Annotated in this window: 21 protein-coding genes; 17 read left to right on the top strand and 4 right to left on the bottom strand. The window is 38.6% G+C overall.

Annotation, left to right across the window (positions count from 1 at the left end; all coding sequences use genetic code 11):
* The first annotated feature begins 4 nt into the window (after positions 1 to 4).
* The 6 genes from purD to ilvC all read left to right on the top strand — a co-directional run bounded on the left by purD (position 5) and on the right by ilvC (position 6296).
* Positions 5 to 1270 carry a phosphoribosylamine--glycine ligase gene (purD, locus tag ACJMMI_RS09050; RefSeq protein ID WP_405355076.1) on the top strand — a complete coding sequence of 422 codons (1266 nt, stop codon included), beginning with the start codon at positions 5 to 7 and terminating at the stop codon, positions 1268 to 1270.
* 5 nt (positions 1271 to 1275) lie between these two features.
* Positions 1276 to 1602, top strand: a complete 327-nt coding sequence (locus ACJMMI_RS09045; protein ID WP_405355074.1) for a rhodanese-like domain-containing protein — start codon at positions 1276 to 1278, stop codon at positions 1600 to 1602.
* A gap of 774 nt (positions 1603 to 2376) precedes the next feature.
* Positions 2377 to 2937, top strand: a complete 561-nt coding sequence (locus ACJMMI_RS09040; RefSeq protein ID WP_405355073.1) for a manganese efflux pump MntP family protein — start codon at positions 2377 to 2379, stop codon at positions 2935 to 2937.
* A gap of 142 nt (positions 2938 to 3079) precedes the next feature.
* Positions 3080 to 4702 carry a biosynthetic-type acetolactate synthase large subunit gene (ilvB, locus tag ACJMMI_RS09035; protein WP_405355072.1) on the top strand — a complete coding sequence of 541 codons (1623 nt, stop codon included), beginning with the start codon at positions 3080 to 3082 and terminating at the stop codon, positions 4700 to 4702.
* A 12-nt stretch (positions 4703 to 4714) separates the two neighbouring features.
* On the top strand, positions 4715 to 5206 hold the full coding sequence (gene ilvN / locus ACJMMI_RS09030) for an acetolactate synthase small subunit (protein WP_117705438.1): 492 nt from the start codon (positions 4715 to 4717) through the stop codon (positions 5204 to 5206).
* A gap of 52 nt (positions 5207 to 5258) precedes the next feature.
* On the top strand, positions 5259 to 6296 hold the full coding sequence (gene ilvC, locus ACJMMI_RS09025; protein ID WP_278286548.1) for a ketol-acid reductoisomerase: 1038 nt from the start codon (positions 5259 to 5261) through the stop codon (positions 6294 to 6296).
* Positions 6297 to 6972: 676 nt separating this feature from the next.
* Here the strand turns inward: ilvC and ACJMMI_RS09020 are convergent.
* A complete protein-coding gene (locus tag ACJMMI_RS09020; protein ID WP_405355071.1) occupies positions 6973 to 7749 on the bottom strand; it encodes a hypothetical protein in 777 nt (258 codons plus the stop codon).
* Positions 7750 to 7941: 192 nt separating this feature from the next.
* Between ACJMMI_RS09020 and ACJMMI_RS09015 the strand changes: the two genes are divergently transcribed.
* The 5 genes from ACJMMI_RS09015 (at position 7942) to ACJMMI_RS08995 (ending at position 12107) form a co-directional block, all read left to right on the top strand.
* Positions 7942 to 8550 carry a TetR/AcrR family transcriptional regulator gene (locus tag ACJMMI_RS09015; protein WP_405355070.1) on the top strand — a complete coding sequence of 203 codons (609 nt, stop codon included), beginning with the start codon at positions 7942 to 7944 and terminating at the stop codon, positions 8548 to 8550.
* Between the two features lie 310 nt (positions 8551 to 8860).
* The gene (locus ACJMMI_RS09010) at positions 8861 to 9070 is read left to right on the top strand and encodes a ferrous iron transport protein A (RefSeq protein ID WP_405355069.1); all 210 of its coding nucleotides are present in this window, start codon (positions 8861 to 8863) and stop codon (positions 9068 to 9070) included.
* A 12-nt stretch (positions 9071 to 9082) separates the two neighbouring features.
* Positions 9083 to 9304 (top strand): ferrous iron transport protein A, encoded by a 222-nt coding sequence (locus tag ACJMMI_RS09005; protein WP_405355068.1) that lies wholly within the window; start codon positions 9083 to 9085, stop codon positions 9302 to 9304.
* A gap of 83 nt (positions 9305 to 9387) precedes the next feature.
* The gene (feoB, locus tag ACJMMI_RS09000; RefSeq protein WP_405355067.1) at positions 9388 to 11892 is read left to right on the top strand and encodes a ferrous iron transport protein B; all 2505 of its coding nucleotides are present in this window, start codon (positions 9388 to 9390) and stop codon (positions 11890 to 11892) included.
* A gap of 26 nt (positions 11893 to 11918) precedes the next feature.
* A complete protein-coding gene (locus tag ACJMMI_RS08995; protein WP_405355065.1) occupies positions 11919 to 12107 on the top strand; it encodes a FeoB-associated Cys-rich membrane protein in 189 nt (62 codons plus the stop codon).
* A gap of 753 nt (positions 12108 to 12860) precedes the next feature.
* Here ACJMMI_RS08995 and ACJMMI_RS08990 read toward each other — a convergent pair.
* From ACJMMI_RS08990 to ACJMMI_RS08980, 3 genes are all read right to left on the bottom strand, one after another.
* Entirely contained in the window at positions 12861 to 13973 is a 1113-nt protein-coding gene (locus tag ACJMMI_RS08990) for a 5-methyltetrahydropteroyltriglutamate--homocysteine S-methyltransferase (protein WP_405355064.1), read from the bottom strand.
* A 125-nt stretch (positions 13974 to 14098) separates the two neighbouring features.
* The gene (locus tag ACJMMI_RS08985; protein ID WP_405355063.1) at positions 14099 to 14992 is read right to left on the bottom strand and encodes a YitT family protein; all 894 of its coding nucleotides are present in this window, start codon (positions 14990 to 14992) and stop codon (positions 14099 to 14101) included.
* Positions 14993 to 15014: 22 nt separating this feature from the next.
* Entirely contained in the window at positions 15015 to 15914 is a 900-nt protein-coding gene (locus ACJMMI_RS08980) for a LysR family transcriptional regulator (protein ID WP_405355062.1), read from the bottom strand.
* 279 nt (positions 15915 to 16193) lie between these two features.
* Here ACJMMI_RS08980 and ACJMMI_RS08975 point away from each other — a divergent pair, with 279 nt between their 5' ends.
* The 6 genes from ACJMMI_RS08975 (at position 16194) to ACJMMI_RS08950 (ending at position 21307) form a co-directional block, all read left to right on the top strand.
* Positions 16194 to 17603: an amidophosphoribosyltransferase gene (locus tag ACJMMI_RS08975; RefSeq protein ID WP_405355060.1), complete on the top strand. Its 1410-nt coding sequence runs from the start codon at positions 16194 to 16196 to the stop codon at positions 17601 to 17603.
* Positions 17604 to 17700: 97 nt separating this feature from the next.
* Entirely contained in the window at positions 17701 to 19452 is a 1752-nt protein-coding gene (locus ACJMMI_RS08970; RefSeq protein ID WP_405355059.1) for a SpoIIE family protein phosphatase, read from the top strand.
* 9 nt (positions 19453 to 19461) lie between these two features.
* Positions 19462 to 19872, top strand: a complete 411-nt coding sequence (locus tag ACJMMI_RS08965; RefSeq protein WP_405355058.1) for an ATP-binding protein — start codon at positions 19462 to 19464, stop codon at positions 19870 to 19872.
* 22 nt (positions 19873 to 19894) lie between these two features.
* Positions 19895 to 20185, top strand: a complete 291-nt coding sequence (locus ACJMMI_RS08960; RefSeq protein WP_405355057.1) for an STAS domain-containing protein — start codon at positions 19895 to 19897, stop codon at positions 20183 to 20185.
* 80 nt (positions 20186 to 20265) lie between these two features.
* Complete coding sequence (locus ACJMMI_RS08955) at positions 20266 to 21009, top strand: AzlC family ABC transporter permease (protein ID WP_405355056.1); 744 nt, start codon at positions 20266 to 20268, stop codon at positions 21007 to 21009.
* Positions 20999 to 21307: an AzlD domain-containing protein gene (locus ACJMMI_RS08950; protein WP_405355055.1), complete on the top strand. Its 309-nt coding sequence runs from the start codon at positions 20999 to 21001 to the stop codon at positions 21305 to 21307. The genes ACJMMI_RS08955 and ACJMMI_RS08950 overlap by 11 nt, the downstream gene beginning before the upstream one ends.
* The last annotated feature ends 244 nt before the right edge of the window (positions 21308 to 21551 follow it).

Here is a 21551-nt window from a genome sequence, read left to right as displayed (position 1 = left end):
CAATATGAATATTTTAATGATTGGCTCAGGCGGCAGAGAGCACGCTCTTATTAAAAAACTTCTTGAAAGCCCTAAATGTACAAAGCTTTATTGTGCACCCGGCAACGGCGGTATTTCAAGAGATGCAGAAACTGTAAACATTGGCGTTATGGACAAGGAAGCACTTGTGGCATTTGCTAAGGAAAAGGACATTGACCTTGCTTTTGTTGCTCCTGATGATCCGCTTGCGGCAGGTCTTGTTGACGCATTTCAGGCTGCCGGCATAAGAGCTTTTGGCCCTAATGCAAACGCTGCTGTAATTGAGGCTTCTAAGGTATTTTCAAAGGATTTGATGAAAAAGTACGGTATTCCTACCGCAAAGTATGAAACCTTTGATAATGCAGAGAGTGCTATTGAATATTTAAAGGCAGAAAATACTGCTCCTATCGTTGTAAAGGCTGACGGTCTTGCACTTGGTAAGGGTGTTATTATTGCTCAGACTGTTGAGGAGGCTATTGACGCTGTTAAGTCCATTATGGAGGATAAGCAGTTCGGCGAATCCGGCAACAGAATTGTTATCGAGGAATTTTTGACAGGTCCTGAGGTTTCTGTTCTTGCATTTACAGATGGCAAGTGCGTAAAGCCTATGGTAAGCTCAAAAGACCACAAGAGAGCATACGATAATGACGAGGGACTCAACACAGGCGGTATGGGCACAATCAGCCCTAACCCTTATTATACAGACGAGATTGCAAAGGAATGTATGGATACAATCTTTATTCCTACAATTAACGCTATGGTGGCTGAGGGCAGACCATTCAAAGGCTGTCTTTACTTTGGACTTATGATTACACCAAACGGCCCTAAGGTAATTGAGTACAACGCTCGTTTTGGTGACCCTGAGGCACAGGTAGTTCTTCCAAGACTTAAAACTGACCTTGTGGATATTTGCGAGGCTGTTATTGATGAAAAGCTTGCTGACCTTGATATTGAATGGGACAACGGTGCGGCTGCCTGCGTAGTTATGGCAAGCGGCGGTTATCCTGTTGCATACAAAAAGGGCATTGAAATGTTCGGTATGGACGAAAACGGACAGGTCGAGGGTGCAACTGTTTATCATGCCGGTACAAAGTATGAGAATGGCAAATTCTACACCAACGGCGGACGAGTTCTTGGTGTGACTGCAACTGCCCCAACTCTTGATGAGGCACTTGCAAAGGCATATGCAGCGGTTGATAAAATCAGCTTTGAAGGTATGCACTTCCGCCACGATATTGGAAAAACTAAGTGATATAAATGTGTATAATTCATACTGTAAACAGCTTTGAGGATGCAAAAAAACTTATAGATGAAAATCCTGATTGTGTTATTCTCGATGTGCGTGAGGAAGAGGAGTATGCCACAGGACATTTAAAGAACGCTGTTCTTTTTCCTGTAGATGACATTACAGAGAACCTTGCAAAAGAGAATATACCGGCTAAGGATTCTATGCTTGTGGTTTATTGCAGAACAGGCAGTCGTAGCAAAATGGCAGCACAAACATTGTGCAAGCTCGGCTACACCAATATTTATGATATTGGCGGATTGATTGCCTGGCCTTATGGCTTGGTTATGGGACTTTAAAAATTACAATTCAGTTGTATAAATATTCCTGATTTTTATTGTTAAGAGGGAGTAATCGGTACGCATTTGCGTATAGTATTATCGACATACTGGTGAATTTCACCCGGTAATATTTTAAATGATGAGACTCACAGACAGCACAAGGGGGTTGTCTGCGAGTCTTTTTTGGTTTTATCAATGAGTTGGGGTAAATTATGGTTTAGCACCGGTCGGGAGTTAAAAGGTTGAAATTGCATACACTCTCTACTCGAACAAAAAATTTAGATCGAGCCTTTTTAAAGGCTCGTGGGTTTGGGCAAAGCCCAAGAAAGGTTGTGTCTATTACAATTTATAAGGCACAAACAGCGACGCTGTTTGTGTGCTAAAGCAAGGTTTGAAAAAACAGGTGACAGGCCTTTAAAAGAAATAATTTGTTTATAAAGAATAATGGCTTTTTTGTGATGCTATCGCAATTATAAAGCTATCGCCGTTGCATTTAAGCCGCCAAACAGAAAGCTGTTTGGCTATCAAAATTTTGCGTTAGCTAAAAGTTTTGTGGGCTTTGCCCACACCCACAACCTTTGAAAAAGGTTGACCAAATTTTTGTTTTCGAGTATAAAGTCTGTGCTAATTCAAATAAAAATTTCCGACCGTTGCTAAACCATAATTTATCAATGTAATCCCAACATTAAAAACCTGTTTTAATTAAAACAAGGCAAGCGATTTAATACTTAACTATTTTATCGCATAAATTTATAGAAATGTATTTATGAAAATGTATCTGGAGGATTTGGTATGAGCTTAATAGAGCTTTTTATTCTTGCGGTCGGACTTTCAATGGACGCTTTTGCAGTATCTATTTGTAAGGGACTTTCACTTGGAAAAATCAAAACCAAGCATATGTGCATTGCAGGAGCTTGGTTTGGTGGATTTCAGGCACTTATGCCGCTTATCGGTTATTTTTTAGGCAGCTTTTTTGCAGAAATGATTGAGCAGTACGACCATTGGGTAGCGTTCGTACTTCTTGCACTTATCGGCGGAAATATGATTAAAGAATCATTTGGCAAGGATGAGGAAGTTAATTCCGCTATGGATGTTAAATCAATGCTCTTGCTTGCAATTGCAACAAGTATTGACGCTCTTGCTGTTGGTGTTACATTTGCATTTTTGCAGGTGCAGATTGTACCGGCTGTTACATTTATCGGTGTGGTGACATTTGTTTTCTCTGCTGTGGGCGTAAAAATCGGCAGTTTGTTCGGTACAAAATATAGGTCAAAGGCAGAATTATTCGGCGGTATTGTTCTTGTGCTTATCGGTATTAAAATATTGCTTGAGGGTATTGGTGTGTTCGGATAAATTGCAAAATTTTTTTGAAAAAAGTCGATTGTAATGGATTATCACCCTTTACTTTTGATATAAATTATAGTATAATTATCTGTAAAGCAAAGTTAGGCTTTGCTTGGCTATTTAATTAAAAAGGACAGGAGTGCAGAAAGCAATGATAAACGGTGCCGATATAATGGTAAAATGTCTGGAAGCCGAGGGTGTTTCGGTAGTTTTCGGATATCCGGGTGCGGCTATTTGCCCTTTTTACGACTCACTTTATAATTCATCTATCAAGCATGTGCTTGTTCGTCAGGAGCAGAACGCTGCTCACGCTGCAAGCGGTTATGCAAGATGTAGTGATATTCCCGGTGTTTGTGTAGCAACCTCAGGCCCGGGTGCAACAAACCTTATTACTGGTATTGCAACTGCTTATCAGGATTCTATTCCGATTATTGCAATCACAGGTCAGGTACGCAGTGACCTGCTTGGCAGAGATGTATTTCAGGAGGCTGACATTACAGGTGCGTGCGAACCATTTGTAAAGCACAGCTACCTTGTAAGCAAAACTGAGGATTTGCCACGAATTTTTAAAGAAGCTTTTCATATTGCCAAAACCGGCAGACCGGGACCTGTGCTTATTGATATTCCTATTGATATTCAGCAGAATGAAATTGAAAAGTTTGAATATCCCGAAACCGTAAACATTATTGGTTACAAGCCAACTACCAAGGGACATATTGTTCAGGTAAAGCGTGCGGTTGAGGCAATCAGAAATTGCAAGCGTCCGATTATTGTGTCGGGCGGCGGCGTGTTAAGCTCAGGCGTAAAGCCAAAGTTTCAGGCTTTCGCTGAGAAAACAGGTATTCCTGTAATTTCTACAATGATGGGTATAGGGGTTATGCCGTCTGAACATGAGTTGTACCTTGGTATGCTTGGTACTCATGGCAAACCGGCTGCAAACAGAGCCTTGCATGAGGCTGATTTGGTTATTGTTTGCGGTGCAAGACTTGGTGACAGAGCTGTGGCAGCACCTGACCAGATGAGTAAAAGAACAACTGTAATTCATATAGACATTGACCCGGCAGAAATCGGAAAGAATGTTAAGACTGCTATTCCGATTGTCGGCGATATGATGAATGTTATGGATATGCTCAATGATAACATTGGCGACTACAAGGTGCAGAAGCAATGGAGCGAGGCTGTTAAAACATGGAAGAAGGATTTGTTCAGAGAGCCTCCGAAGTTTGACGGCTATGTAGAGCCAAGAACCCTTGTGGGTCATTTGAGTGCAATGTTCCGTTCAAAGGCAATTTTGGTTGCCGATGTTGGACAGAATCAGATTTGGTGTGCAAACAACTTCCGTATTCGTGAGGGCAGATTCCTTACAACAGGCGGTATGGGTACTATGGGTTATTCCGTTCCTGCCGCAATAGGTGCAAAGTTTGCCAGACCAAACAGAGATGTGCTTGTTGTCTGCGGTGACGGCAGTTTTCAGATGCAGTTAAACGAGCTTGCAACTATTGCAGGTAATAACCTAAACATTAAAATAATAATTATGCGTAACACAAGACTTGGTATGGTGCGTGAGCTTCAGGATAACCACTACGGTCACAGACACAGTGCCACTATTCTTGAGGGTGATCCTGATTTTCTCAAGATTGCCGAGGCTTACGGCATTGACCACGCAGAGGCTAACTCAAATGAGCAGGCTGAGGAGATTATCAAGAATATTGTTGATTCAGATAAGCCGTTCATTCTTGTGTGCGATGTATATCCCGACACTCCGTCGATTTAATGAGGTGTTGTTATGCAATATACTTTATCAATACTTGTTGAAAACCAGGCGGGCGTTCTTTCTAAGATTTCGGGTTTATTTTCAAGACGAGGCTTTAACATTGACTCACTTGCAGTTGGTGTGACTACCGACCCTAATGTGTCGAGAATCACCATAGTTGCAAACGGCGACGAATATGTTGTAGAACAGCTTGAAAAACAGCTTAACAAGCTTATTCCTGTAATCAAGGTAAAAAGACTTGCCGAAGGTGATTTTATCAGCCGAGAGCTGATACTTATAAAAGTTCATTGTCCTGCACCAAAGCGTGGCGAAATTCTCACCACAGTTGAGCTTATGCAGGGTAAAGTAGTTGATTTCTCTACTACAAGCGTTACTGTTGAGTACTGCGAATGTACAAGCAGGGTAGATACTTTGGTAGAGCTATTAAAGCCTTATGGTATCCGTGAGATTGTAAGAACAGGTACGGTTGCACTTGATAAGGGTGCTGCTGCGGTGTCCGTGTAATCTTGCAGATTTACATAAATCTTTTTATATAAACCGCATAGCGGTAAGGAGGATTTTTAAAATGGAAAATATGACAGCAAAAATTTTCTATCAGTCAGATTGTAACCTTTCTTTGCTTGATGGCAAAACAATTGCAATCATTGGTTATGGCAGCCAGGGTCACGCTCATGCTCTTAACCTTAAGGATTCAGGTTGCGATGTAATCATTGGTCTTTATGAGGGTAGTAAGTCTTGGGCAAAGGCAGAGGCACAGGGCTTTAAGGTATATACAGCTGCAGAGGCTGCAAAGCGTGCCGATATTATTATGATTCTTATTAACGATGAGAAGCAGGCTGCTATGTACAAGAAGGATATCGCTCCTAACCTTGAGGCAGGCAATATGCTTATGTTCGCTCATGGTTTTGCAATTCACTTTGGTCAGATCGTTCCTCCGGCAGATGTTGATGTTACTATGATCGCTCCTAAGGGACCTGGTCATACAGTAAGAAGTGAATATCAGGCTGGTAAGGGTGTACCATGTCTTGTTGCTGTTGAGCAGGACGCTACAGGTAAGGCTAAGGATCTCGCTCTCGCTTATGCACTTGGTATTGGCGGTGCAAGAGCAGGTGTTCTTGAAACAACATTCAGAACAGAAACAGAAACTGACCTCTTTGGTGAGCAGGCTGTTCTTTGCGGCGGTGTTTGTGCACTTATGCAGGCTGGTTTTGAAACACTTTGCGAAGCAGGTTATGACCCAAGAAATGCTTACTTTGAGTGTATCCACGAGATGAAGCTCATCGTTGACCTCATTTATCAGTCAGGCTTTGAGGGTATGAGATATTCTATTTCTAACACAGCTGAGTACGGCGACTATATCACAGGTCCAAAGATCGTTACTGAGGATACAAAGAAGGCTATGAAGAAAATCCTTTCTGATATTCAGGACGGTACATTTGCTAAGGACTTCCTTCTCGATATGTCACCGGCAGGTGGTCAGGCTCACTTCAGAGCTATGAGAAGAAAAGCTGCTGAGCATCCTGCAGAAGTAGTTGGTAAGGAAGTTAGAAAGCTTTACAGCTGGTCAAACGAAGACAAGCTTATCAACAACTAATTTAATAGTTTGTAGCTTATTTACAGCCTTGGCTTTTCAGTCAGGGCTGTTATTTTTAAGGTTCTTTTTCATTAGTTGGGGTAAATTGTGGTTTAGCAACGGTCGGGAAATTTTCTTTGAATCAGCAAAGACTTTATACTCGGACATAAAAATTTGGTCAACCTTTTTAATGGTTGTGGGTGTGGGCAAAGCCCACAATACTTTAGACGCAATATTCTGATAGCCAAACAGCTTGCTGTTTGGCGGCTTGAACACAATAGCGAAAGCTTTATAACTGCGATAGCAACACAAAAGCCATTATTCTTTATAATTTACTAATGAAGTATTTCTTTTAAAAGGCTGTCGCCTGTTTTGTCAAACTTTGCCTCAGCACACAAACAGCGTTGCTGTTTGTGCCTGAAAATTTGCAATGAAAACAACCTTTCTGGGCTTGGGCTTTGCCCAAACCCACGAGCCTTTAAAAAGGCTCGACCTAAATTTCTTTGTCCGAGCAGAAAGCATAGGCAATCTTAATACTTTTAACTCCCGACCGTTACTAAGTCATTGTCGGGAACAAGAAAACTATTATTTAGCAAACTATCTTCTCGTAATAAAAACCATAATTTACTCATCATTAAGAACAAAAACAAAAACGCAAGGACAAAAGCCTTGCGTTTTAAAATTATTCAAAAGAAAATCAATTCATATAAATGTAATCGTCAGAAATTTCAAAAGGAGTAATTGGAACAAGATCACTTGGAGTATCGGAATCATCTGAGCTGTCATAGTTTGAATCAGTGTCAGTTGATTCTGTGGCTGTGTTGCTCTCCTCAGTATAACTGTTGTTTTCAGGCTCAATAACTTCTTCAATCTTTTCTTTGCCTTCGTCAATTATTGTCTGAGCTTCCTGTTCAAGCTTATCCTTTGCTTCTTTTTCAGCCTGTTCAATAGCATCAATTCTTGCAGAATATTTATCAATCAAATCCTGAATTTTAGTTTTTAATTCCTCAAACTTTTCATTTGAAAGAACGGCGTCTTTTTCGCTGTTGAGTTTATCAAGCAGGGCAGTAAGCTTGTCCTTGCAAGCTTTGAGCTTTGTTTTGTCTGTAATTTTTTCAATCTCTCTTAAAGTGTTGTCGCTAATAACCTTTTCATAGTAGGTCACAAAGTATGATTTCATTTGCTCAAGGTCAGATTGATACTTTTCTTTGATTTTCTCGACAGGCTCATTATTTTTTAGGTAGTCTGTCAAATCATTTTCAAGATTTTTGATGATTACAATTCGCTTATCTCTGTCGCTTTCATTTACAAAGTTATCGTATTTGCCTTTAATGTCAGAAATCAACTGCTCTATCTGTTGTTCTTTCATATTTTTGTTATAAACATTTACACCAACAACTGTGCCTCCTGCAATTAATGCAACAGCAAGAACGCAACAAATTATTATTACTACCTTTTTTGTACTCTTTTTCATACGTAACCCTCCAATTCTATTATATATACATAAAAATAAGTTGATTATCATTAAAAATATATTAGCATTTTATAAAAGAATTGTCAAGTCTTACGATGAAATATGTATTTTATTTTTGATATTTTGTCTTGCTATTGACAAAAATACCCAACACAATTATAATTGTAGCAACAGGTGTATTGGGGTGTTAGAATGAAAAAATTTGATGCGGCTGTTTATGAAAAGCGAAAAAAAGAATGTCTTGATAAATGCTTTCAGGCTTTTATGGATAACGGACTTGAAAATACAGGACTTCAGCTTTTATGCAAATATTGTGGATTTAAAACTAATCAAGCATTATATCATTACTTTGAAAGCAAAGATATGATAATTACAGAGTCTGTTCAGTATGCAATGATTAAATTTGAAAGAGAATTTATGAAAAAAGCACCTCGTTCAAGGGCAGATTTAAAAAATTATCTCGAAAAATTTCCACGCTGGATGCAAAAAAATTACGGTGAACATATGCGTTTTGTATATCAGGTATATACATCACCAAAATATAAAAAACAGGGCTACGATTTTTTTTCGGGTATTCCAAAAAGATATGATACTTTTATTCATCATATAGCCAAAAACCTTGATGTTTCGTTTGAAAGCATCAGAGCATTGTATTATCTGTACATAACTTCAACCTTGCAGTATGCACTTTTTAAGGACGAGGTTTATCTTGATGTAGAGGTAAATGCAATTTACAATATGTGTCTTGAAGTTTTTGAGGCAGAGGATAAGAAAAAACTTGATGAAAGCTCTACTGAGTGATAATTAATGTGTTAATAAATTTAAAATAATAATCATACTTCCCACATAGCTTACATAATATAGCTGTGTGGGATTTTTAGTGAAAATCAGTGTAGCTAAGAATACATTTATTATAAGTATAAAATTTCTAAAATTTGTCAATTTAACGAAATTAGTGTAGAATTATTTTGAATTTAATAAAATTATTGACTTTTAAATATAAAAGTAGTAAACTAATATTTAGTTAGCGGGTGCTAACTTTTTTTAAACAACAAAAGTTAGTTGTTACTAATTAGTCGGCACTAATCAAAGCGGTTAGGATGGTGAGCTTATGCCTTTAACATTTGCCGATCCGGGCGTTGAGAACATTATTAAGAAAATCGGAGGTAACTCCGAAGTCAGAGCACATCTTGAAAATTTGGGTTTTGTTGTTGGTGGTGCAGTTACTGTTATCACTTCAATGGCAGGTAACCTTATTGTAAATGTCAAGGGTGCAAGAGTGGCAATTAGCCGTGAAATGGCAAGCAAAATTATGATTTAATGGAGGTACAGTATGAAAACTCTGAGAGATGCAAAAATCGGAGAAACCGTTAAGGTTGCAAAGCTTAATGGCGAAGGTGCAATTAAGCGTAGAATTATGGATATGGGTATTACAAAGGGCGTTGAAATTTACATTCGTAAGGTAGCTCCGCTTGGTGATCCGATTGAGGTTACTGTAAGAGGCTATGAGCTTTCATTGCGTAAAGCTGACGCTGAAATGATTGAGCTTGTTTAAGATAAATACGGGGATTTTTCCCCGATATTTTTAAACTTTTAGTTAGTCTAAAATAACTATTAATTTATGAGAGGAAGACATTAATGGGTATTAAAATTGCACTTGCAGGTAATCCAAACTGCGGTAAAACAACCCTGTTTAACGCTCTTACAGGTTCAAACCAATTTGTAGGTAACTGGCCGGGCGTTACTGTTGAGAAGAAGGAGGGTAAGCTTAAAAAGCACAATGATGTTGTGATTATGGACTTGCCGGGTATTTACTCACTTTCTCCTTACACACTTGAAGAAGTAGTTGCTCGTAACTACCTTATCGAGCAAAGACCGGACGCAATCCTTAATATTGTTGACGGTACTAACCTTGAGCGTAACCTTTATCTTACAACACAGCTTACAGAGCTTGGTATTCCTGTAGTTGTTGCTATCAATATGATGGATGTTGTTAAGAAAAGCGGAGATAAGATTGACACATCAGCACTTGCAAAAGAGCTTGGCTGTAAGGTAGTTGAAATTTCTGCTTTGAAGGGTACAGGCATTATGGAAGCAGCTGAGGCTGCTATTGATGCTGCTGAGAACACAAAGACTGTTCCTATGCACACATTCAACGGCGTTGTAGAACATGCTATTGCTCATATTGAGGAAGCTGTAGTTCACGAAATGCCTGAGGAACAGCAGAGATGGTACGCTATCAAGGTATTTGAGCGTGATGATAAGGTTATGGCAAAGCTTAACCTTAGTGAAGAAGTTAAAAAGCATGTTGAAACTGACATAGAAAACGCAGAGAAAGAGCTTGACGATGACAGCGAAAGCATTATCACAAACGAGAGATACATTTACATAGCTACTATCATCAAGACTTGCTACAAAAAGAAGAGCAAGGGCAGCCTTACAACATCAGATAAGATTGATAAGGTTGTTACAAACCGTTGGCTTGGCCTTCCGATTTTTGCCGTAATTATGTTCCTTGTATATTACATCTCAATGCAGACTGTAGGTTCAATGGCAACAGACTGGGCGAATGACGGTTTGTTCGGTGACGGTTGGCACTTGTTTGGTATCGGTACTTCTCAGACAGAAGAGGCTGAAGAAACTTATGGCGACACAGACGCAATCATTGAGGCGTTCAATGCTGAGTATGGTAACGATGACATTGCCGCAGCGGTTGACCTTGAAGATGAAAATTATTCAGATGAAGCTGCAAAGGCTGCTCTTACACAGCTTGTTTCTTTAACTCCGTCAAATGCAAATGTTACTTACTCTGTAGAAGATGAAGAAACACTTGAGGTTACAGATTATCCTGATACAACTAAGGCTCAGTTACAGGAAGCCGTTGATAATTACCTCGATACAGATTATAAGGAAGCTTATGGTGCTCCTGATCCAAGCACATATGGTGTGTGGGTTCCCGGTATTCCTGTTCTTATCGGCAACGGACTTGACGCTATTAATTGTGCAGACTGGCTCAACGGTCTTATCCTTGACGGTATCGTAGCCGGTGTTGGTGCAGTTCTTGGTTTCGTTCCACAGATGCTCGTACTTTTCTTACTCCTTGCTTTCCTTGAAAGCTGTGGTTATATGGCTCGTATCGCATTCGTACTTGATAGAATTTTCCGTAAGTTTGGTCTTTCCGGTAAATCATTTATCCCAATGCTTGTTGGTACAGGTTGTGGTGTTCCGGGTATCATGGCTTCTCGTACAATCGAGAATGAGCGTGACCGCCGTATGACAATTATGACAACAACATTTATTCCTTGTGGTGCTAAAATGCCATTTATCGCTATGATCGCAGGTGCTATTTTCCAGGGTTCTCCTTGGATTGCTACATCAGCTTACTTCATTGGTATGGCTGCAATCGTAGTTTCAGGTATTATGCTTAAAAAGACAAAAATCTTCTCCGGTGAGCCTGCTCCATTCGTTATGGAACTTCCTGCTTACCATCTCCCAACAGTCAGCAATCTTCTCCGTTCAATGTGGGAGCGTGGTTGGTCATTCATCAAAAAGGCAGGTACAATTATCCTCCTTTCAACAATCCTTGTTTGGTTCACAACATACTTTGGATTTGTTGACGGTACATTCCGTATGCTTACCGAGGACGAAATCGGCAACTCAATTCTTGCTGCTATCGGTAACTGCATTGCTTGGATCTTTGCACCTCTCGGTTGGGGTAACTGGCAGGCAGCTGTTGCATCAATTACAGGCCTTGTTGCTAAGGAAAACATTGTTGGTACAATGGGTATCCTCTATGGTGGTACAGACCTTGGTGCATATGGTGAAATTGCTCAGCACTTCACACCAATCAGCGGTTTCTCATTCCTCGTATTCAACCTCCTTTGTGCTCCATGCTTCGCAGCAATCGGTGCTATGAAGAGAGAGATGAACAACGCAAAGTGGACCTGTTTTGCAGTAGCTTATCAGTGTGTATTCGCTTATGCAATCGCTCTTATGATTAACCAGTTTGGCGGAATCTTCACCGGCAACATCAATGTAATCGGACTTATCTTTGCATTTGCTGTACTTGCATTTATGATTTATATGCTCGTAAGACCTTACAAAGAGGCTAACACATTAAAGGCTAATGTAAAGGTTAAATAATTAAATTTTGATAGAGGAGGATGTATATGCTTAGTTTTTTACTTAACAATATTGGTACAATAGTTGTTTTACTTATAGTTGTTGCTGTAGTTGCTGCAATTATTATCAGCCATTTCAGAGCAAAGAAAAAGGGTAAATCTTCTTGTTCAAGCTGTGGCTGCGGATGTGCATCCTGTGCAATGGCAGGTAAATGCCACTCTAACAACCATAAATAATTATTACTAAAAAGCGACCGAACAGTTTTAAAATTGTTCGGTCGCTTTTGCTTTTGTGTTTTTTTAGAAATTGGAGTGAAATTATCATTTGTGGATATTTTAATTGGTTCTTTTTCAATAGTTGGGGTGAAAATTATGGTTTAGCAACGGTCGGGAAACTTTTACTTCAATTATCACAAACTTTATACCCGAAAATAAAAATTTGGTCAACCTTTTTCAAAGGTTGTGGGTGTGGGCAAAGCCCACAATACTTTCCAATTACGCAAAGCTTTGATAGCCAAACAGCTTGCTGTTTGGTGGCTTGAGCACAACAGCGAAAGCCTTATAATTGCGACAGCAACACAAAAAAAGCCATTCTTCTTTATTATGTATTAATGCAGTATTTCTTTTTAATGGCTGTCGCCTGTTTTGACAAACTTTGCTTTAGCACACAAACAGCGTTGCTGTTTATGTCTAAAATTTGCAATAGAAACAACTTTTCTTGGGCTTTGCCAAAACCCACGAGCCTTTAAAAAGGCTCGACCTAAATTTCTTTGTCCGAGCAGAAAGCATAGACAATTTCAATACTTTTAACTCCCGACCATTACTAAGTTGTTGTCGGGAATAAGAAAATTATTACTTTGCAAACTATCTTCTCGTAATAAAAACCACAATTTAACAAAAAGCCATTTATGCAGAATAGGGAAAAGGGCTGTCACAAACAAATGTGGCAACCCTTTTATATTTAGAGAAGGATATTAACGGCTTAAAAAATTAACCCCAAACTTCCTCGGCAATTTCTTTTACAAGTGCAAGCTTTGCCCATTGCTCTTCCTCTGTAAGCTTATTGCCGATTTCACATGATGCAAAACCGCATTGTGGGCTGAGGTAAAGTCTGTCAAGTGGAATATAATGGCTTGCTTCCTTAATTCTTTCAATAACAGTCTGCTTGTCCTCAAGCTTTGCTTTTTTAGTGGTGATAAGACCAAGTACAACTTTCTTGTCACCGCTAACTAATTTTAACGGCTCAAAGCTTCCTGAACGCTCATCGTCAAATTCAAGATAATAAGCATCAACATTTTCTCTGCCAAAGAGTGGCTCTGCTACTGAATCATAAGCACCGCTTGAGAAATATGCTGAGTGGTAATTACCTCTGCAAATGTGTGTGTTAATAACAAAGTCATCAGGCTTGCCTTCAATAGCAAGGTTATTTACCTTTAAAAGCTTTTCACTGATTTCCTTAAAATTAGTTTCCTTGCCATATCGGATTACACTGCCTTTAGCAACAAGAACACCCCAAGTACAGTCATCAAACTGAATGTTTCTGCAGCCTGCGTTGTAAAGGTCGCCGATTACCTTGCGGTAACCTTTTGCAATATCATCAATAAGTTCTTCATCTGTCGGATAAAATTTTCTTGTAGCTTCAATATTAGCAGGAATAATCATCTGTTGGAAAAACTGGGCCGGTGCAGGGATTGTCTGCTTTGCAACAGTATTTTCATCCTCAAGAGCCTTTACAAATTTATAATGCTCTACAAATGGGTGGTTGTCAACCGAGATTTTGCCGGTAAGCCATGTATCGTCAATTAATGCAGGCTCGCCATGAAATGCTACGCCCTTTTCTGTCTTTTTGTGTGCCACTCCGTTGAATCCCCACATAAAGTCAAGATGCCATGTTGCACGGCGGAACTCACCGTCTGTAATAACTTTATAGCCTAATTTTTTCTGCTTATTTACAAGGTCAATAATTGCTTTATTTTCAACCTCTGTAAGCTCCTGCTTTGTAATGTTGCCTTTTTCAAAGTCTGCTCTTGCTTTCTTTAAATAGTCAGGTCTTAAAAAACTGCCTACATAATCAAAGCGGAACGGTGTGTTTGATTTACCCATAAATATTACCTCCGTTTCATTTGACAACAGTATAATGCAAAAACTGATATTTGTAAAATACATAAAAATTTAGGTTTGATATAGCTGCTAACTATATCAAACTTCACTTGCTTTACAAAGCTGTTTTAATCGTCACTGTTTGAGTTTGCAGAGTAAACATCGGCAATTTCATTGATAGATATATAAGCCTTCGGGTCAATGTCATGTACAAGTCGTTTCATTTTATCAACCTGAAAGCGGTTGATTACAAAGTAAATCATCGTCTTTTTGGAACCGGAATAGTAGCCCTTTGCCTCAATGGTTGTAATACCGTTTTCAAAGGTTTGGGAAAGCTTTTCGCATACCTGATCTGCTCTTGTAGTAATGATGAAAGCTCCTTTTGCTCGGTCAAAGCCCTCAACAAAGAAGTCAACCATTTTAACGGCAACGGCGTAGGTTACTATTGAATAAAGCGGCAAAATCCAGCTTCCGATTACTATACCGCAAATGATGTAGAGAAGAATGTTATAAATCATAATAAATGTGCCGATGCTCAGGTGGAGCTTTTTGGCAAACATAATGGCAAGAATATCAATACCGTCAATAGCACCGCCAAAACGCATTGCAAGACCGCTTCCGCAGCCTGATATTACACCGCCGAAAATTGCACACAAAAACAGGTCATTGCCTGCCAAAGGTGAAATAAAACTTACATCAATAGGCAAAATATCGGTTATTATCCATGCCGCAAGGGAATAGATGAGTACGGAATAAATTGCATATATAGTAAACTTTAACCCCTCACGCTTTAAACCAAGTAAGAACAGCGGAATGTTCAGCAGAATAAGAATCAGCGAAAGACTGCACCAGTCAGGTGTTTCCTGAGAAATAAGCATTGATGTTCCGGAAATTCCACTGTCATACAGCTTTACCGGTGCAAGAAATACAACTACACCAAAGGCATTTATAACACCTGCAAGCGTTAAAAAGAGAAAATTCAAAATTTTTAATTCCTTTAATGTACTGATAAAATTTTTCATTTTTGCCTCCTTGTATGTAATGTCAGTTTATATATTTGCTTAAATTTTCCAAAAACTTCTTACAAAGTTTGCTTGTAATTAAATTTTTGTGGCAAATATAGCCTATTTTCATATTACCCTCCTTACTAAGTGGAATTGAAATAATATTTGAGCCGTTCAGGTCGCTGTCTATGATTCCACTGCAAACTGTGTAGCCGTTTAAGCCGATGAGAAGATTAAACAGCGTTGCTCGGTCTGTTACTCTAATATTCTTTTTGCGTTCAACTGTGCTGAAAATTTCCTCTGAATAATAAAACGAATTATGCTCACCCTGTTCAAATGAGAGATAAGGGTAATCGGCAAGTTCTTCCATTGTTACAGATTCCTTATGTGCAAGCGGATGTTCTGAGGTTACAAAAATATGCGGTTTTGCAACAAAAAGTTCATTAAAGCATAAATCCTTTGATTTAAGTATCTTCATCAAAGCCGCCTCGTTAAAAGAATTTATATAAATAATGCCGATTTCACTTTTCATTGTGTAAACATCGTTGATTATTTCATAGGTCTGGGTTTCCCTTATTGAAAAATCATATTCATTGTGCGGAAGATCTTTGATTAAATCAACAAAGGCATTTATTGCGAAAGAATAGTGCTGTGTGGAAATACAAAAGCGTTGCTTATCCTGAGGTGAGGTTTTATAGGCACTCTCAAGCAGGTTCGCTTGTTCAAGCACCTGTCTTGCATATCCTAAAAATTGTTCTCCCTCGTTCGATACAGCAACGCCTTTGTTGGTTCTGTTAAATATTGTAATGTTCATTTCTTTTTCAAGCTCACGAATTGCATTTGTAAGGCTCGGCTGAGATATAAAAAGCTCTTTTGCCGCTTCGCTGATAGTGCCTTTCTGAGCAACCATGACTACATATCTTAGTTGTTGCAAAGTCATAATAAATTTTCCTTTTGTAAGAATATATACTGTTTTAATAAGAATTAACTATATTATAACATAAAATTAACCTTGTGTAAATCTTTTATAAAAAATAATTGTGATTTTTTGCTTAAAATTTAATATAGTTAAACAAATAAGCAAAAAAGTATATCACTGCATAATAATATTAAGATATAATTTTTATTTTTGTATAGACAACAGGACAAAATAATAATATAATAAAATATAACTGTATTTGGGTTGCAGTTTTATACTGAATTATAAAGGAGAAAAAATATGGGTGGATATATGGGAGTAGCAGCCAAGGACGACTGCGTATTTGATTTGTATTTTGGTATTGACTATCATTCACATCTTGGCACAAGAAGAGGCGGTATGGTAGTTTATGACGATGAAAGAGGCTTTGACAGATCAATTCATAACATTGAAAACGCACCTTTCAGAACTAAGTTTGATAAGGATATGCAGCAGATGAAGGGCAGACTCGGCATTGGCTGTATTTCTGACTATGAGCCACAGCCGCTTATGGTACGCTCACATCACGGTACATATGCTATCACAACAGTAAGCAAGATTAACAATACAAACGAGCTTGTGGAGGAGATTTTCTCAAACGGAAATTCTCATTTCCTTGAGATGAGCGGTGGTGAAATCAATCCTACAGAGCTTGTTGCTACATTAATTAACCAGAAAGAAAACCTTGTTGACGGCATTAACTATGCACTCGAAAAGGTTGACGGTTCGCTTTCTCTTTTGCTTATGAATCCAAACGGCATTTATTGTGCAAGAGATAAGTATGGCAGAACTCCTATAGTTATCGGCAAAAAAGAGGACGCATTCTGTGCCGCATTTGAAAGCTTTGCATACAAAAATCTCGGTTACAGCAATTATAAGGAATTAGGCCCCGGTGAAATTGCTGTTATTACGGCTAAAAACTGCGTTACACTCAAAAAGCCCGGTGATGAAATGAAAATCTGCACATTTCTTTGGGTTTATTACGGCTATCCTGCAAGTTCATATGAGGGAATGAGCGTTGAGCAGATGCGTTACCATTGCGGTGAAAAAATGGCTGAGAGAGATAATGTAAAGCCTGATGTTGTAGCAGGTGTGCCTGACTCCGGTATTGCACACGCAGTTGGTTATGCAAACGCTTCGGGTATTCCGTTCTCAAGACCGTTCATTAAATACACCCCGACATGGCCAAGATCATTTATGCCGACAATTCAGAGCCAGCGTAACCTTATTGCAAAGATGAAGCTGCTTGCTGTTGAAGATTTAATCAGAGATAAGAGCTTGCTTTTGATTGATGACTCAATCGTTCGTGGCACACAGCTTAGAGAAACTACTGAGTACCTTTTTGAGAGCGGTGCAAAGGAGGTTCACATCAGACCGGCTTGTCCGCCGCTTGTTTATGGTTGTAAATACCTGAACTTCTCACGCTCATCATCTGAAATGGATCTTATCACAAGAAGAGTTATTGAAAGACTTGAAAACGGTAATGTTACTGATGAGGTGTTAAAGGAATATACTAATCCTGATTCAGAAAAGTATGAGAAGATGGTTGACGAGATTTGCAAGGAGCTTAAGTTTACTTCACTTCGCTTTAATCGTCTTGATGATATGCTTGATTCCTGCGGTATTGATAAGTGCAAGCTTTGTACCTACTGCTGGAATGGCGAGGAATAATAAAATTTGTCAAAAGGGCAGTTTTTACTGCCTTTTTGTTATTTAAAAAGTAATATTAATATGCTATAATTAGGTAAGTACTTTTTGAGGTGATGCAATGAAAGTTAAAAATGACCTTAGGTATAAATTGCTTTTAACCCTGATTTGCGGTGTGGCATTTTTCTGCGTTTGTGTCCCGTTCAGATCCTTTTTTCAGCTTACAAGTATGACGGAGCTAAGACCTGCGGCAATTCTGCCTCCTGTATGCTCATTATTTTTTGGATTTTGGGGTGCATTAGGTTGTTCTCTCGGCAATCTTGCCGGTGATATTGTGTTCGGACTATCTGCACCTATGTGTGTTGAAAGTTTTTTTATTCAGCTTTTTACAAGCTATATTGTGCATCATTTGTGGTATAGCGACTTTGTGGTGGATAAGGATATTTCGCTTTACCCACGCTTTGATAAAATATCAAAGGTAGTTCGCTTTGGTGTTATTGTGCTTATCAGTTCACTTCTCAATGCCGGCTTGCTTGGATTTATGATTATGTTCAATACTCATTCCGATTTTATAAACAACACGACATTAATCATATTTTTTAATAACCTTGATTTCGGTGTATTGCTTGGCATACCTTTTGTTGCTTTTTTATCAAAGAAAAATATAAGATTTATTATCCCCAAAAATAAGGCTGAAAAGCTTGGCAACGAACAAAAAGATGTTGCGTCCTTTAACGAAAAAATGATATACCAATTTATGTGTGCAGGTTTGATTTTTACTGCTATCATTACAGTGTTTTGCTACTTCTTTTTATCTGCTGTAGTTGTTGATGATATTAAATTGTGGGAAACAATCTATATTTTTGCAGGTGTAGTAATCAATCTTTATATCATTATTATTGCAAGGGTACTGCTCTACACAGAAAAAAGCTTTGTTATTCCGATTAAGTCTATATCTACTTCAATTTCAGAATATGGTACAGACGGCAATTTTGACAATAAAGCTATAATAAATGAATGTAAAAAATTTGCAGGTATTGATTCCGAGGTTGGCAATATGGCTAAGGTAATAGAAAAAATGCTGACTGATATTGAGGTTTACACCGATAATATAAAAAAAAGCACAGCTGAACGAGAGAAAATGGTAGCTGAGCTTAATGTTGCATCAAAAATTCAGCGAGGAATTTTACCGAAAAATTTCGATGAACTTAACAAATTTAATGTGTCTGTAAGTGCAGATATGACTCCTGCCAAAATGGTAGGCGGTGATTTTTATGATTGCTTTGCTGTTGATGACGAGCATATGGCGGTTGTAATTGCTGATGTGTCGGGTAAGGGTGTGCCTGCCGCAATGTTTATGGCAATGACAAAGGTTATTCTTCATATGTTCTACGATTCTGGCAAAACTCCGTCAGAAATTCTTACCAAAACAAACGAGGTATTGTGCAGTCAAAACGATGCAAATATGTTTGTAACCGCATTTATCGGACTTCTTAATATTAAAACAGGCGAGTTTATATATTCAAACGCAGGACATAACGCACCTTTACTTATGCGAAACAACAAAGAGTTTGATTATGTAAAAATAAAGCCGGGCTTTGTGCTTGCAGGTCTTGATGATTTTAAATACAAGGAATTTTCTACAACACTTAATAAGGGTGACACAGTTGTGCTATACACTGACGGAGTAACAGAGGCAAACTCAGCTACAGGCAATATGTATGGTGAGGAGAGACTAAAAAATATTCTTAATAAGAATAAAAATGTCTCTGTAAAAGACCTTGTGAATGCAGTAGAAAACAGCGTAAGTAATTTTGCAGACGGTCAGGAGCAATTTGACGATCTGACTTTGCTTGCTTTAAGAATAGAGTAGGTGCAGAATATGAAAAAATTAACGCTAAGTGCAAATAAAGAAAATCTTTCAAAGCTGACGGATTTTCTTGATGAATTCTTAAATCCATATGATGTAATGCCGAAAACACAGATTCAGCTTGAGCTTGCCGTAGAGGAAATTTTTGTAAATATCTGCAGCTATGCTTATGCAGAGAGTGGAGGAACGGTGAATATAAGCTTTGAAATTCTACCTGAACCACTTAGCCTGAGAATTACATTTGAAGATACAGGAAAACCGTACAATCCGCTTGCAAGAACAGACCCGGACATTACGCTTGAGGCGGAAAAAAGGCAGATTGGCGGACTCGGTGTTTTTCTTGTAAAGCAGGTTATGGATAAGTGCGATTACGAATATAAGAACAAAACTAATGTCTTTTCGATTGAAAAGCATCTCAACTGATTAATTATGCGGGAGATAAACTATGAAAATTATAAGAACCGAAAACGGTGATGAGCTTACACTTTCACTTGAGGGCAGGCTTGATACTCTCACAGCACCACAGCTTGAAAATGAAAATATTGCTGACAGCGTAAACACTCTTACACTAAACCTTGCAAAGCTTGAATATATTTCCTCTGCCGGTTTGCGTGTTGTGCTTACCTTGCACAAGAAGATGTCAGCAAAGGGCGGACTTACAGTTTCAAATGTGAATGAAGCTGTGCTCGATGTTTTTAATGCAACAGGCTTTACAGATATTTTGAATATTGTCTGAGCGATTTTTTTTAGCTTAGCCGACTGCATTGAGCGGTTGGCTGTTTGTGCATTTTAATAATAAAATTTATGGAGTTAAAAATGGGTGGAAAAAATTTAATAAAAACTAACCGAAAGGTTATTGCACAGGGACTTCGTGACGGAATCCCAATAGGACTTGGCTATCTTGCGGTGTCATTTTCCTTAGGTATTGCCGCAAAAAACGCAGGACTTACCGCATTTCAGAGCTTTCTGGCAAGCTTGCTTTGCAATGCCTCGGCAGGCGAATACTCAGGATTTACCGTAATTGCGGCAGACGCTACATTCTTTGAAATGGCAGTTGTAACGCTTATTGCAAATGCAAGGTATCTTTTGATGAGCTGTGCTTTAAGCCAGAGAATAGAAAGTGGCACTAAGCTTATTCACAGACTTTTGCTCGGCTTTTTTATAACCGATGAATTTTTTGGTATTACAATTTCACGCAAGGGAAGTGTAAATCCGTATTACACATACGGTGCAATCCTTTTTGCCGGTCCCTGCTGGGCGGTTGGCACAGCACTCGGCACAATAGCAGGTAATATTCTGCCTCTAAGAGTGGTGAGTGCCTTGAGTGTGGCATTGTTTGGAATGTTCCTTGCCATAATTGTACCGCCGACAAAGACAAACAAACCGCTTATGGGTATAGTGATTGTAAGTTTTATATTAAGTCTTGCTTTTGCATATCTGCCAATAATCAGTCAGATTTCCGAGGGCACACGAACAATTATACTTACTGTAGTTATTTCGGCAGTTGCAGCATTGCTTTTCCCGATAAAAGATGAGGAGGGCAAAGAAAATGACGCATAATCCGTATATTTACATACTCATAATGGCTGGTGTGACCTTTGCCATAAGAGTATTGCCTCTCACACTTGTGAAAAAGCAATTTACAAATAGGTTTGTAAAATCATTCCTTTATTATGTGCCGTATGTAACGCTTTCTGTAATGACATTTCCGGCAATAATCAATGCCACACAAAGCCCGATTGCAGGTGCATTAGCCTTTGCGGCAGGTCTTGTGGCGGCATGGTTTGACGCAGGACTTTTCAAGGTGTCGGTAATCTGTTGTGCACTTGTGTTTGTGTGCGAGTTTATAATTTGTTAAAATAAAAATGAAGGTTCAGAATTTGCAAATTGCATTTTTGGTAAAAAATGTATGCAATCTCTGAACCTTTTTGATTTATAAATATACTTGTAAAATTAATAAATATGCTAAAATTTACCGCTTTAATTCGTAAAAGGAATTGTAGTTTGTTGAAAGTAGAAAAATTGGTACAAAATATACCTTTATATACTAATAATCTCGCTTTAATTGTTGACAAATCACGATAATAAGTATAATATATACT

It is taken from the genome of Ruminococcus sp. (assembly GCF_045129435.1).
Taxonomy (GTDB): Bacteria; Bacillota; Clostridia; order Oscillospirales; family Acutalibacteraceae; genus Ruminococcoides.
Note: the sequence above shows the minus strand (reverse complement) of the source record. Positions and strands in the feature narration are given on the sequence as shown.